The following is a 12,578-nucleotide window of genomic DNA, read 5'->3' as shown; positions in this document are numbered from 1 at the left end:
TGCCGTGGTAAGCGGTGAGGATGAGTATTCCGCGGTGGGCGGCGTGGTGGCGGATCAGCTCGATCAACGTCACGCCGTCGAACGATTCGGTGAGGTCGATGTATTCGACGAAGTCGTCCCCACCGACCGCGGTGCCGGAAAAGTCGAAGCGGCTGCGGTTGTCGTAGCCGACCGCGTACACCACCTTCGACGATCCGTCGGGTCGAGTCGGGTCGGCGAGCAGACGAGGCCGACCGTTGGACAGCAGATAGGTGCCCTCGTCTTTGGCCCATACCAGTGCCGGCGGCACCGGGTCGGGTTTGTCGGTGTCCCACTCGGGCCAGGAATGCTCACCAGCGGCCATGGCGTGCTCGGCAATGGGCAAGACCTGGCGCAGCGGGAACCACAACTCGAACGAACTCGATCGACGCATGATGCGATACCTTTCGTTTGAAGGGCACTGGGTGTTGGCGGCTTAGAACACCGCGCACGCTGTGCCGTAGCTGTTCCGGTGAAACCGGTGAGACCGATGAGCGGGTAAAGGATGTCGGTGGCGGCGCGTTGGCCGGGGACATCCGCCAGGCCTGTGTCGAGGGCTCGGTGAATCGAGGCCCCACACCCTGGAGGGAGCCTGAACGCGCTGTGTCGGTCGCGCCGCGCGAGGACGCGGCGAAGAGGGGGTATCGGCTCGGTGCCGTGGAACGTCGACCGCAACGCGGTCGGCGGGCTCACCGCGCTGAAGTAGATGTGCGGCGACAGGGCTCGGCGTGACGGGAGGGACTGCTAGGAGCGGCCCAGCGCTGGTCTGCGCTCAGCTCCTAGGCCGTCGCACAGATTCGGTTCTCGAGAGCTCGATCCTGCTGCCGCTCTGGGTATCCCGCGCGCGGGCTGGGTTGCCCGGCGGTCAGTGCTCGCAGTCGTTGTGCGCGGGCGGGCTGTAGGTGGTGGCACCGCACGCGAGGCAGGTGTGGGCGCGGTGGTGCCCGCCGACGCGGCGGCACGGCATGGCCGCGACCATCGCGCGTCCGGCGCCGAGGCGGTGCCCGTTCGGGCAGAACCGTGGGGAGGGCTCCGTCCAGATCCCGACCCGCAGGTAGGGTCGCGCCGACTCACACACCGATGGGAACATGTGTTCGATTATAGTATCGATCATGGAGGTGAGAGACTTAGTCCGGATCGGCACGAACGGCGTCAGCCAGTTCAAGATCCTCGAGATCGACGGCACCACCGCCCGGATCGAGCCGACCCTGGACGCCCCCGGCGCGTACCCGTTCTCGATGCGGCTGCTCGACCTGACTCCCTGGACCGGGTGAGCACGATGAACGACGGCGGAGACGAACCGAGCGGGCCCGCGCGAACCGAGGGCACCTTCCCTCGGCCGTTGTACCCGCAGGGGCGCGGTCACTTCGCGCGGACCGTGGTCGAATCGCCGAAGCCGGTATGGGTGCGGCTGGACGCCATCGTGATCCGCGATCCCGGCACGCCCCGCCACGTCAACGGTGCCGGACTGGACATGACCGGAGAACGTCCGGGACTGCTCACGCACTGGGTCCCGACCTATGCCGGTGAGTGGCTGGGCCGGGTCACCTACTCGATCGCCTACGCCGACGGCCGCCCGGATCTGCAGTTGAGCGACCAGCTCGTGCCCGCCTACGCGCTGCGCCCGCGAACCGCGGGCCCGGCCGGTCCTCGACGCTCCGCTGGCTGACCGCCGCCCCAGTACTGCGACTGGGCGCCGATCTCGGCCGCGGGGGAGTCGCGAGGCTGGGCTGGCTGGGTGGTCACGATGCGCGGGCGTAGTACCCGTCGATGCCGAGCTGGGTGAGTTCGTTGGTGAGTGGGGCGTAGTCGGGGCGGGCGGCGACCCAGGTGGTGAAGGTCGACCATTCCCAGCCGTGGTGGCGGGCGATGTCGCGGGATCTGAGGGTGCGGGTGTATTCGACCGAGGCATGGGCGAAGCCGAGGGCTGCTTGGACCTGTTGGGGTTTCAGCGAGCTGGCGAACACGCGCAGTTCGAAGGTGTCTTCGGGGTAGACGTTGATCGCTTGCTGTCGGCCGAACCCGTGGTGACTGCCGTGGGCGAATTCTCGGCATCGTCGGCGGGCGGCGGGAGTGAACTGCGCCCAGGTGGAGTTTCGGCGGGCCAGGGCGATGACCTCGGGTTGGTTGCGGTGGATGAATTTCATCCACCGGTAGATGTGGGCGGGGGAGTCGAACCCGTCGCGGGATAGGTGGATGTGGATGCCGACCTCGTCGTCGGTGTGGCAGCCGAGCAGCCGCAGCCTGCCCAGCAGCGACCAGGGGAACTCGCTGATCGCGTAGTGGTAGGTCATGGGGTGGGTGACCAGTTCGAACCCGCAGCTGATCGATCCGTCCTGCTTGAGGTAGGCCAGATCGCCGACGGCGGCCTCGGCGGTGTCGACGGCGTCGGTGAAACCGTCTCTGGTGGCGCGGATTTCGAGTTCGAGACCGAGGTAGAGGGGTCCGTCGCCGTGGAAGACGGGGGTGGGCTTGTAGAAGTAGTCGAAGATCGCGGGGTGGTCTGATCGGCAGTCCGAGCACTGGTCGGTGCCGAAGGGGACCAGGGTGACGCAGGTGTCGCATTCGCGGTATTCGCTGGCACACAGCTCGCACACGTCGATGCCGTCATCGGTGGTGTAGGCACGCGCGGTGCGCGCCAGGCAATCACCGCATCGCACGTAGTCGCGGGCACAGCTCGCGCAGAGGTCGTGGCCGCTGATGACCTCGACGAGGTCGCGGACCGAACTCCGGCACTGCGGGCACTCAGGCCAGTCGGCCCGGCAATCACCGCAGAGTCCGTCGGTGTCTGAGAGGTCGACGAGGTCGGCTGCCGGGGTCGCGGTGCGGCACTGGCCGCAGGCAGGTTCTGCGAGAACCGGGGTGGGCATGGGGGTGTTTCCTTCCGTGGAAAGCACTGAGCCCGCACCCGTGGTGGGTGCGGGCTCAGTGGCCGGTGAGGAATCAGAAGGCGCGATGCTGGACCGTCGGTTGCGCGTCGCGACCGAATGTGGGTCCGGGTCGGTGGACGGCTCCTGTTGTGGTTGTCCACAGAGGTATCCACAACATGTGGATATCTTGAGCGCCGGTCACGTCCCGGACCGACGCGCGGGCATCGAGCGGGCGGACCGACAGCCAGCGCATTACGCCGGGTCATCGGCTAGTCGGCAGTCTCAGGTCCTTCGGCAAGGCCGAGGGTTTCCCACAGTTTGCGGGCGGCGATGACTGCGGCGAGTAGGTCCATCGGCTGGGAATCGTCGGAATTCGGTGCCGGGTCGCGGACCTTGCGCAACCGCCGCAACGGCACGCCGCGTAGCGCGATCCCGGTGGCCTCTGCCCCGGATTCGTCGGCCGGCACGGTGAAGACTTCGTAGTCGTCGAGCCGGATCCAGGCCTCGTACCAGGCTTCGGCCGGTTTGCCCTCCCGACCCGGGGTGGTGTTCTCCGGGGGCGCCCAGTACCGGCAGCGGCACAACGGGTCACCACATCGGTTGAGCGGGGCGTTGCCGACGGGGTTGTAGCGGTCGACGTGCCCGGCCAGCATCACGCAAGCTTGGCGGCTGTACCAGGCGCATTCGGGGTGCAAGCCGGGTTCGACGGCGACGCCGCGTAGGTAGTCGGAGGGTCGGATCATCAACACCAGGGTGTCGTCGAGTCCTTCCCCGCAGACCTGACATCGCTTGTGGTGCAGGACTTCTGCGAGGCGGTGTGGGTCGATGTTTCCCCACACCGGGCGAGTGCGGTCGCGGTGGGCGAGAGTGATGTAGGGGACTACGAGTCCTGACGAGATCGGTGCTTTCGCCAGGCGCGCGGGGATCGGAACACGCTCGGGCGTGGGCGGTCGGGAGGTAGGGGAGTCGGGCAAGGAGGCCTCGGATCTGGTGGTTCGATATCGGGTGCGGTGTCCTCGGCCGGGCATCGGGGGGCGACGAGGACGACGGTGGTCGTTTGGTCGGGGCCGAAGGGTGTCTGCACGTGCAGGTGGATCAGCGACACCATGGAGGTGGTGGTCGGGGTGCCGGTGTTCCAGGGCTCGTAGAGGTTCTCGTCGGGGTCGGGGATCTGGGCTTGCAGCCAGGCGGTGAGTTCTCCGACGTGGGTGATCACGATGTCCAGCGTTTGCCGGTGTGGGGGTCGTGGTCATAGACGGGCACCACGGTGGGTGCGCCGAGGGCGTGCTCGGTGACCGAGGTCGGGAGCACGGCTTCTTCCCCGCTGGCGGCCCACCACCCGCGCGCGATCACCCACCGATCCTCGGCGCGGTGGGCGGGGACCAGCCGCCAACTGATCCCGGTCTTCGCGATACCGAACGGATCGTTACCCCAGCGGGTTTCGCGTGTCCCGTCGGCGGTGATGGTGTCGATCGCGGTGGCGTGTTCGATGCGCACCAACGCCATCACCGGCAAGTGATCGGCGATGATCTCGGTGTGGGGGAACACCGCGATCGGGGTTCCCGCGGCGGGGGTGTCGGCGAATGCGGCGTGCCAGCCGATCACCAACACCTCACGGGCGCGCCGGGGAATGGGGTGCAGGCGCGCGGTCCAGCGTGATGGCTCGGCCGCCCCGACCACGGTGGTGTTCACAGCAGCCCCTGGTCGCCGTCGGTGGTGGGCCGCTGGTGTTGCACGGATTCGATGAACCGCAACGGCACGATCACCTGCTCCCCGGCATCAGTGTTCAGGTTGACGTGGCGGGCGCCGACGGTGTCCACGCTCAACCGCGGCATCAGGTGCCCACCACGGGTGCGGACGGTGACGGGCAGGGTGTTGTGGCGGGCCTCGTGGAGTGCGGCCACCACCATGGTCGACTCGGTCGAACCGGTCACCGGGTCGGCGACAGCGCCGAGGCCACGCAACTGGTTCAGGGCGGCGCGCATCCTGTGGCGCAAGGGCGGAACGGTCAGTGGATAGGTCATCGGGGGTGTCCTTTCCAAGAGGGCTCCAGACGGAGCACGAAAGATGATGAGTGTCAGGCGGTTTCGAGCGCCATGAGGTCGGCGTAGCGGTCGGCCTCGCCGGGAAAGGTGCAGCGGCAGCGCGGGAAAGGATTCAGGCACGCTTCGCAAAAGCCGCAGTACGGGCAGTGCGGGCCGTCGGGGTTGTCGTACTCCGCCCCGCAGTTGTCACAGAACCCGTCGCCGAACTCGTAGTCGTAGAAGGCACCGGCCGGGTATCGGCCCAGCTCGTAGTTGTGGTTCGAATACCAGGAGCCCTCGCGCCAGTGCCCGCGGTGCTCGTTGAAGATGTAGGCGGGGTGGTTGTAGGCGGGATCGACGGTGAGGATGGCGGCCTTGTCGGTGCCCAGCCACCGTTCGAACCGTTCCCGACCGGCCCAGGAATCCAGCGACCCGAACGGGTTGTGGGGCAGGAAGTCCTCGGCGGCGATGCGGGTATCGGAACGGTCGTCACCCTTGAGGGGGTGGACGTGCTCGGGCAGGATCCCGTTGTGGGCCAGCACACTTCGTTTGTCACCGCCGATGGCGAACGGGTGACAGTTGGCGGTGGTGTGGTCACCGTGGGTGGCGAAGCGGGAATGGAACAACGCCGGCCCGTCCGGGAATGATGTTCGGGCTTGGGCGAATTCGGTGATCGTGGTCTGTGGGTCCAGGCCGTGGCCGACGATGAGTCGGTCTCCGGCGTGCACGGCCCACCCGTGCCCGTGCGGGTTCGCGACGGCGCCGGCGGCGAGGGCTTCGTAGTCGGCGACGATGCCGGGTTTGATGACGGTCAGGATGCACATGCGAAGTCCTCCAGGTTGCTGCGGGCCGCACCGGTTTCGGTCGGCGTCAGCGCGGCGAGTTCAGCGGTCAAGGCGGCGTATTCCGGGCGTTGAGCGACCCAGTCGGTGAAGGTGGCCCAGTCCCATCCCTGGCAGCGGACGACGTCGTGGGCACGCAAGGTGCGCGTGTATTCGACGGAGGCGTGGGCGAAGCCGAGCGCGGCTTTCACCTCGCGACGGTCGAGGGAGCTGGCGAAGACCCGCAGCTCGAAGGTGTGCTCAGGTCGGGCGTTGATGGCGTGATACCGGCCCCACCCGTGTCCGCCGTGCGCGAGGTCCTTGGCCATGGCGCGGATCTCGGGGTCGAAACCGGCCCATTGCGAATACTGGCGCCGCGCCAGGGCGGTGACGTCGTCTTCGTTGCGGTAAACGAGTTTGAGCCACCGATAGATGTGGGCGGGAGAGTCGAACCCCGCCCGCGACACATGGACGTGGATGCCGACCTCGTCATCGGTGTGACAACCCAGCAACCGCAGCCGCGTCAACAGCGCCCAAGGGAACTCGCTCATCGCGTAGTCGAAACTCATCGGGTGGGTGACCATTTCGAACCCACAACTGATCGACCCGTCGTATTTGAGGTAACCCAACCCGTCGAGATGGTTGTTCGCGGTCACGACCGAGTCCTCATAGCCGTGCACGGTGGTGCGGACTTCCAGTTCCATGCCCAGAAACAGCGGCCCTTGCCCGTGGAAGATGGGTTCTGGGGTGTAGTGGGAGTCGTGGACGCGTGAAGGGTCGGGCTGGGCGCAGTCGTCGCAGTAGTCGTCACGACCGCGGACCAGGATGCGACATCCGCGGCATCGGGTGTAGTCGTCGCGGCAGTCCTCACACACCGCCCGATCACCGTCGACGGTGTAGGAGTCGGCGGTTCGCAGATTGCAGTCGTCGCAGGCGGTGTAGGACTCAGCGCAGGACTCGCACACGTCACCGCTGGAGAGGACCGCCACGATGTAGGGCGCGTAGCGCCCGCAGTCCTCACACAGGGTGCAGGGTGCTCGGCAACCAGCACACCAGTAGTCGTCCGCGGTGGTCAGCGCGGCATCGCGGGCGGGGAGATCGCACCTCTCGCACAGGTCGAGAGTGGCCACACAGCCGGAGCAGAGATGTTCGTTCTCGGCGGTCTCGACCAACTCCGCAGTCGGGCGGCGGGCTGAACAGGCTTCGCATTCGGCGAGATCGACCAGGACAGCGGTCGGCATGGAATTCCTTCCCTGGAAACGACGAAAGCTCGCACCGACAGGTGCAGGCTCAGGGGACAGCGGTGGTGAATTGCGGGCGCGGCCGACTCGTCAGGGACTCGGGGCGCTCGGTCGTTTCACCACTGGCAGCGCGAGTGGCGGGTTGGAGGCACGGTGGCGTGGGCCGCGGGGTCGCGGTCGGCGGCATTCGCAGTGCGGGAACCGGTTCTCACACGCGAAGCACCACCCGCACGTGGTGCAGTACCGGCTCACCCGGTGCACGTCGACGGCCTCACAGCTGCGGCACACCGACCGGCGATGCGAGCCGTACCGCTGCGACCAGGGCAGATAGCTGCGGTTGGAGTACCAGATCCCGTTGTCCCACAAGCCGTTCGACTCGTTGAGCAGGTAAACCTGCTGGTCGAAGGCGGGGTCGACGGTGAGGATGAGCAGCTTGGATGACCCCAGCCAGGATTCGAGCCCCCGAAATCCCTTGTGGGTGTCGATCGAACCGAACGGCTGGCGTGGGAGGTAGTCCTCGGCGGCGATGCGGGTGTCGGATCGCCAGTCATACGGGCCCGGGTGCACCCGATTGGGTAGGACACCGTTGTGCGCCAACACGGTTCGTTTGTCGCGGCCGAGGGGGAAGGGGTGGCAGTTGTCGACGGTGCGGATGCCGTGGGTGGCGTAGCGGGAATGAAACAACGCCGGACCACGCGGATGCTGGGCACGGACCCGGGCGAACAGGTCGATCACCTCTTCGGCGTTCATGCCGTGCCCGGTCACGATCCTGGGCCCGGCGATGACCGCGAACCCGTGCCCGTGCGGATTGGTCAGCGCGCCATGACGCAACGCGATCGGGTCCGGGGCGACGGAGGAGGGGATGAAGGTCAAGAGGCACACAGCACGCCCTCCTGTTCGTCGATCTGTTCGGCAAGGTGGGCGAGTTCAGCGACCAAGGGCGCGTATTCGAGGCGGTGGGTCAGCCAGTCGGTGAACTGCTCCCAGTCCCACCCACCTGCGTGGATCTGGGCGACGGTGAGGTCGGCGGTGTAGGCGATGGAGGCCTCGGTGAACGCCAACGCCGCCTGCACCTGGCCGGGATCGAGAGTGCTGGCGAAGACCCGCAACTCGAGGGTGTCGCGCGGGTGGGGGTTGATCGCCTGGTAGCGCGGCAAACCCACCGCGTGGCGAGCACCTTTGGCCAGGTCCTTGACCCGAGAACGAGTGTCGAGCTCGAACGGGGCGTAACGGCTGGTGCGTCGCGCCAACCTCGAGACCTGGTCGGAGTTGCGGTACACCAGCTTCATCCACCGGAAAATGTGGGCGGGCCCGGTGAACCCGGCCCGCGACGCGTGCACGTGCAGCCCGACACCGGGACCGGTCTCACAGCCCAACCGGGCGAGCTGGTGCAGGACCTGCCAGGGGAATTCTGTGAGGGCGTACTGGTAGGTCATCGGGTGGCACACGATCTCGAAACCCATGGGCCGGATCGAGGAATCACGCTTGAGATAGCCGAGCGACCCGAGTGCGTCGGTGGCGGTCGCGATCGCGTCGCCGAAACGGTCTTCGGGCACAACGACTTCCAGTTCCAATCCGAGGAACAACGGGCCGGTGCCGTGGAAGATCGGGTCGGGCCGGTAGGTGTAGTTCCACAACGTGTGCCGATCAGCGCACCGATCACACCCGCGCCGCCCCGCCAGCAGGGTGCCGCAGTCCGGGCACGCCCGCAGCTGCCGGGCGCATTCCGGGCAGGTGCGGTGGTTACCGACGACGTAACGGCTGTGGCGGGTGAACCGTTCACACCGGAAGCACTGATCGAACAACTGGTGCGCGCAGATCCCGCAGACGAAACCATCGTTATCGGTGCGCAGACCGGTGAACGACACCTCCGTACACGACGCGCACGAGTTCAATCCGGTCGCACAGTCCGAACACAGCCCCCGCCCGACGGCGGTGTCGGTGAGGGCGAGCGAACGCACGCCGCAGCGGTAACACTGCGCGCACGTTCGGGCGCATTCGTGGCAGACGATTCCGCCGTCGATCGACAGACGAGTACCGGGTTCACGGGATCGGCAGACCCCGCACGGGTCAGGAAGATCGAGATCGGGCACAGCAAACCCTTCTGAAAGACGACGAACGCCGCACCCGAAAACCGGGATGCGGCGTGAAAGAACAGGACGAAGAACGTGACCGAAGAACCGGGACAGGTCAGGCGGCGCGTGCAATTGCCAGGCGGCAGTCGACCGGCTCGCCCAGATGGCGGCCCTCGCAGGTAACCAGCTTCAGCACACGGGAGGGCTGGGCGAGCTTGTGTCGGGCGATCGCCTCGAACTCATCGATCCGGCTGGCGTTGATCGCTTCGTAGCGCTCAGTTACATCCGCGCCCAGACCGTCGACGTCGGGCAGTCCGGCCTGACGCCACATCCGCACGTACAGGCCGAACGCGGTGGTGTTCAAGGGCGTCACCAAGCTCGCGCGCATCAGCGACAGCACGACCTCGACCGAGGTCCCCGGCTTGGTCGACACACCAGTCGCGACCCGCTCGAGCAGCTCTCGGGCATGTGCACGGTAGACGAACTCGGTGGCCATGCGTTCCTCGGTCGCGGTCAACAGCGAAAAGCTGTGATGCAACACATCAGACACATCGGGGTGAGCCTGCTGGGCGCGACGAATCTCGTCCTCGGCCCACTCCTGCTGCCTGAACGTCGCGAGGAGGGTCTTGGTGAACTCCGATCCGGCTAGCTCGCGGAGGATCGGTTCGAATCTGGTGAGCGAGGTGGTCATCGGTCTCCGTTCTTCGGAACTGTGCGGGCGAGAACCGTTGGGACGGAACCCGAGGCGCGGATCGCCAGGTATTGCGCGCGGGCCAGGCGCGGCGCGCAGAAGTGGAACCGTCGTGGGTGATGAAAGACGGTGCAGCGCTGGCATGTTGCCGTCGGGGTCCTGGCGAGGGCCTGGGTCTGCGGGTTAGGCTGGCAGGCGGAGGAGCCGTTGGTCGGGCCATTCTCAGGAGATCGAGATGCCTGCTGGCAAACAACGACGATCCAAGCGCGACCCCGAATCGAGTCGCCGTTTGGACGAAGTGCAGAAATTGATGAAAGCGCGGCGTGAGGCAGCCAGGCGCCGTGAGACCGCCACGATGGACGCGGTCCAGACCTACCTACACGCGGCAGGAGCGATCCGGCAGCGCACCGGCATACACGAGCAGCGCCTCGGCGAGCTCCATAAGCGAATCGAACAGTTGGAACGCGAGTACGACGCCGAAGTCACGCAATTGCGCGGCCAGCAAGCCGGAGCGGTCACAGCGATGCGCGAGTTGGGCGAGACGGATGCGAGCATCGGTGCACTACTCGAACTCACCAGCAAACAACTTCGGCAACTCACGGCCCTGGCCCGAGCGGCCGAAAACCCCGCCGCCGGTCCCGGCGGACAGGATGATCCGAGTGATGTGCAACGTAGAGGTCTACTCACCCGAAGTGACGTCGAAGTGGGTCCTTCTGGTCCGCAGGGCGCACTGAGCACTGACGCGCCAGGTCAGAGTTTGGCGTAGCCCCCGGTGTTCCAGACATGCCAACGGAATTGAGCCGGAGCGAGCGGGACGCGGTGCGGGACACCGGGCTCGGTCGGATACGGCCAGTAGACGACACCACATCGGTGGCAGTAGTAGGCGTGGCTCCACACTCCACGAGCCCTGTTACGTCCTGCCAGAACCTTGCCGCTTCGGTTGGAACGTTTGACAGCGGCGATCAGGATCGCGACCACCGGCACGGACAGCCCAACCGGAACGATGAGCAGCCCTATCAGGGTGCCGGTGACCTCAACGACATCCCCTCGTAGTGGTTCTTTCTGCAGCGAGGCATAGCACATGGTGTAGAGGAGAAGGACGAAAAGGCCCAAACCCACGCCCACGGCGAACAGCCGACTCGCCGACGGCAGAATCGGCTGCCAGGCCAGGCTTCTCGCGAGCGCGGAGCTGTGGCTGTACTCGTGCGTGGATGTGCCAGCGACAGGGAACAAACCACCGGACGCGATTCCGACACCGGCGTACGCACCGGTGCTGTAGCCGCCGTGCGTGCCATCGGACATGACAGCGGGCACGTTCTGAACCCAGTCGACGCGTTGGCACTGTGGACAAGACATATCGAAGTTCACAGGTCCCCCAAGGACATGGTTTCGCTGGAGAAGAGCACGAGAAGTGTGGTACCTGGCAACGAACCGTGCATCGATCAAACACCGGACCCGAGCCACTGTCGATGTGGCGTGAACCACATCCGGCAAATGTTCAGCCCCCGTGCGCACACGTCGAAACAGTGTCTGCCCCAACCGGTCACAGGTAGTGGGCGTGCGCACGGTCGAACGCAGCGTGCGCACATCGCGCCGGTCAGTCGGGCACTACGTGCGCACGGTTGGATTGGTGTGCGCACGGTCGGCGGGTGGGTCGTTGTCGGTGTGCGCACGGTCGGTGGCAGCTCTTGCATGCAGTCGTTCGGCATCTCGCAGGATCCGGCTGACCGCGGACCGGCTGCGTCCGAGTTCGCGTGCAATGCGGGTGGCGCTCCAATTATCGAGGTAGCGATGGGTCAGCACCGCAAAGACGGTCGCGCGATCGCGACGTCCGCCAGGGTCTTGGTCGCAGATCGACGTCGCCAGCGCCTGCAGGTCGATGTCTGAGCTGATCCGATCATCGAGGAATTCCTCGACGGGTTCGGAATGTTCCGGCGGCGAGGCGGGCAGTGCTACTCGGACACCCTCAGTCGGGCGTGGTTCGAGAGCTGGTAACCGTGCTGGCGTCTGAGATGCCGCTTCGATGTCGGTGTTGGGTTGATGTGCGTGCGCCAGAATCAGCAGGGCCAGCGAACTTTGCGTCATGCTTCCCTCCACGATGAGCGGCCACAGCCACGCTTCGCCAGCGGGCACACCCGCAGTGGTCGCCAGGGCGCGGAGCGCGGTGAACGACAGCCAGAACGCCCCGCCGGCGATCACCACGGTCAGGGCGGTCGCAGCGCGACGCGCAGCGGCGGAGACGGTGTCGGCGCGTGCGAGCAGCGCCACACCATGAACGGCCGCCAGCAACGCCAGCGGCGGAATGACCGCGACAGTGGCCGCGACCACGGGCAAGGCCGTGGTGTGCAGGACGGCCTGGGTCGCGTTGCCGATCACGCTGACTCCGGCGGCGATACAGAGCTCGGTCCAGAAGAAGACGTGCGCACGGTCGGTGCCCACGTCTTCGCTCGTCGGGGGCTGGTTACAGGCGGATGATGGCAATATCGGTTGCACAGGCTGATCCCCTTGCTTGGGCGCTTTGGGTCGTCAGAAGCCGCGGTCAGAGGCAGTGCTTCACCAGCGGAGGTCCGATGAGCCGAGCCCGCCGAGGCCGTGAAAGGTCAACAACTGCACCGCCTATCGGCGAACCTCGACGTCGATCAAGGCTGAATCGGTGACCGAGCACGGTGAGGCTGGAACCGTTCAACGAGGGCGCGGTCTTGGATGCGGCCTCGACCCCCGCACGAAATCACCGCCGGGCCTAGGTTCTGTCTCGAAGTCAGTGATGGGGTGGCACCGCGCAGCGATGCCACCCCATCAGCACGTTCGGTCGAAGCTGTTGCCCGCGTTGGCATATAG

Annotated in this window: 17 protein-coding genes; 3 read left to right on the top strand and 14 right to left on the bottom strand. The window is 66.4% G+C overall.

From position 1 onward, the window contains the following. Together NCO8_RS29970 and NCO8_RS29965 are read right to left on the bottom strand one after the other, a co-directional pair. Nucleotides 1-412: DUF3085 domain-containing protein (locus tag NCO8_RS29970; protein WP_067645081.1), on the bottom strand; the 412-nt coding region annotated here is incomplete at its 3' end. Nucleotides 413-883: 471 nt separating this feature from the next. Further along, entirely contained in the window at nucleotides 884-1,108 is a 225-nt protein-coding gene (locus NCO8_RS29965; protein WP_067645078.1) for a hypothetical protein, read from the bottom strand. Nucleotides 1,109-1,130: 22 nt separating this feature from the next. Here NCO8_RS29965 and NCO8_RS31990 point away from each other — a divergent pair, with 22 nt between their 5' ends. Further along, complete coding sequence (locus tag NCO8_RS31990) at nucleotides 1,131-1,292, top strand: hypothetical protein (RefSeq protein WP_167353353.1); 162 nt, start codon at nucleotides 1,131-1,133, stop codon at nucleotides 1,290-1,292. Nucleotides 1,293-1,297: 5 nt separating this feature from the next. Then, on the top strand, nucleotides 1,298-1,687 hold the full coding sequence (locus tag NCO8_RS29960; protein ID WP_067645093.1) for a hypothetical protein: 390 nt from the start codon (nucleotides 1,298-1,300) through the stop codon (nucleotides 1,685-1,687). Nucleotides 1,688-1,760: 73 nt separating this feature from the next. Here NCO8_RS29960 and NCO8_RS29955 read toward each other — a convergent pair whose 3' ends face one another. From NCO8_RS29955 to NCO8_RS29910, 10 genes are all read right to left on the bottom strand, one after another. Continuing rightward, a complete protein-coding gene (locus tag NCO8_RS29955; protein ID WP_245655556.1) occupies nucleotides 1,761-2,888 on the bottom strand; it encodes a hypothetical protein in 1,128 nt (375 codons plus the stop codon). Between the two features lie 269 nt (nucleotides 2,889-3,157). Continuing rightward, entirely contained in the window at nucleotides 3,158-3,631 is a 474-nt protein-coding gene (locus NCO8_RS29950) for a hypothetical protein (RefSeq protein ID WP_157105171.1), read from the bottom strand. Nucleotides 3,632-3,768: 137 nt separating this feature from the next. Then, nucleotides 3,769-4,104, bottom strand: coding sequence for a hypothetical protein (locus NCO8_RS29945; protein WP_067645072.1), 336 nt, complete (start codon nucleotides 4,102-4,104; stop codon nucleotides 3,769-3,771). Next, nucleotides 4,101-4,580, bottom strand: a complete 480-nt coding sequence (locus tag NCO8_RS29940; RefSeq protein ID WP_067645069.1) for a hypothetical protein — start codon at nucleotides 4,578-4,580, stop codon at nucleotides 4,101-4,103. Before NCO8_RS29940 ends, NCO8_RS29945 begins: the two co-directional genes overlap by 4 nt. After that, the gene (locus tag NCO8_RS29935) at nucleotides 4,577-4,912 is read right to left on the bottom strand and encodes a hypothetical protein (RefSeq protein ID WP_067645067.1); all 336 of its coding nucleotides are present in this window, start codon (nucleotides 4,910-4,912) and stop codon (nucleotides 4,577-4,579) included. Before NCO8_RS29935 ends, NCO8_RS29940 begins: the two co-directional genes overlap by 4 nt. 53 nt (nucleotides 4,913-4,965) lie before the next feature. After that, entirely contained in the window at nucleotides 4,966-5,736 is a 771-nt protein-coding gene (locus tag NCO8_RS29930) for a class II glutamine amidotransferase (protein ID WP_067645064.1), read from the bottom strand. After that, entirely contained in the window at nucleotides 5,724-6,974 is a 1,251-nt protein-coding gene (locus tag NCO8_RS29925) for an amidoligase family protein (RefSeq protein ID WP_245655555.1), read from the bottom strand. Before NCO8_RS29925 ends, NCO8_RS29930 begins: the two co-directional genes overlap by 13 nt. Before the next feature lie 90 nt (nucleotides 6,975-7,064). Next, nucleotides 7,065-7,856: a class II glutamine amidotransferase gene (locus NCO8_RS29920; RefSeq protein WP_245655554.1), complete on the bottom strand. Its 792-nt coding sequence runs from the start codon at nucleotides 7,854-7,856 to the stop codon at nucleotides 7,065-7,067. After that, nucleotides 7,844-8,842 (bottom strand): hypothetical protein, encoded by a 999-nt coding sequence (locus NCO8_RS29915; RefSeq protein WP_084457597.1) that lies wholly within the window; start codon nucleotides 8,840-8,842, stop codon nucleotides 7,844-7,846. The genes NCO8_RS29920 and NCO8_RS29915 overlap by 13 nt, the downstream gene beginning before the upstream one ends. A gap of 322 nt (nucleotides 8,843-9,164) precedes the next feature. After that, the gene (locus NCO8_RS29910; protein WP_067645061.1) at nucleotides 9,165-9,740 is read right to left on the bottom strand and encodes a hypothetical protein; all 576 of its coding nucleotides are present in this window, start codon (nucleotides 9,738-9,740) and stop codon (nucleotides 9,165-9,167) included. Nucleotides 9,741-9,975: 235 nt separating this feature from the next. Between NCO8_RS29910 and NCO8_RS31720 the strand changes: the two genes are divergently transcribed. Further along, nucleotides 9,976-10,506, top strand: a complete 531-nt coding sequence (locus tag NCO8_RS31720) for a hypothetical protein (protein WP_157105170.1) — start codon at nucleotides 9,976-9,978, stop codon at nucleotides 10,504-10,506. Here NCO8_RS31720 and NCO8_RS29905 read toward each other — a convergent pair. Further along, nucleotides 10,491-11,042, bottom strand: a complete 552-nt coding sequence (locus NCO8_RS29905) for a hypothetical protein (RefSeq protein WP_067645058.1) — start codon at nucleotides 11,040-11,042, stop codon at nucleotides 10,491-10,493. The two genes, NCO8_RS31720 and NCO8_RS29905, sit on opposite strands and share 16 nt — an antisense overlap. Nucleotides 11,043-11,348: 306 nt before the next feature. Continuing rightward, complete coding sequence (locus NCO8_RS29900) at nucleotides 11,349-12,179, bottom strand: DUF2637 domain-containing protein (protein ID WP_067645056.1); 831 nt, start codon at nucleotides 12,177-12,179, stop codon at nucleotides 11,349-11,351. Nucleotides 12,180-12,578: the final 399 nt, after the last annotated feature.

Origin of the sequence: Nocardia coubleae NBRC 108252 (genome assembly GCF_001612805.1) — a bacterium.
GTDB classification, from domain to species: domain Bacteria; phylum Actinomycetota; class Actinomycetes; order Mycobacteriales; family Mycobacteriaceae; genus Nocardia; species Nocardia coubleae.
The sequence above is the reverse complement of the archived record's forward strand: the minus strand, read 5'-3'. Positions and strand labels throughout refer to the sequence as shown.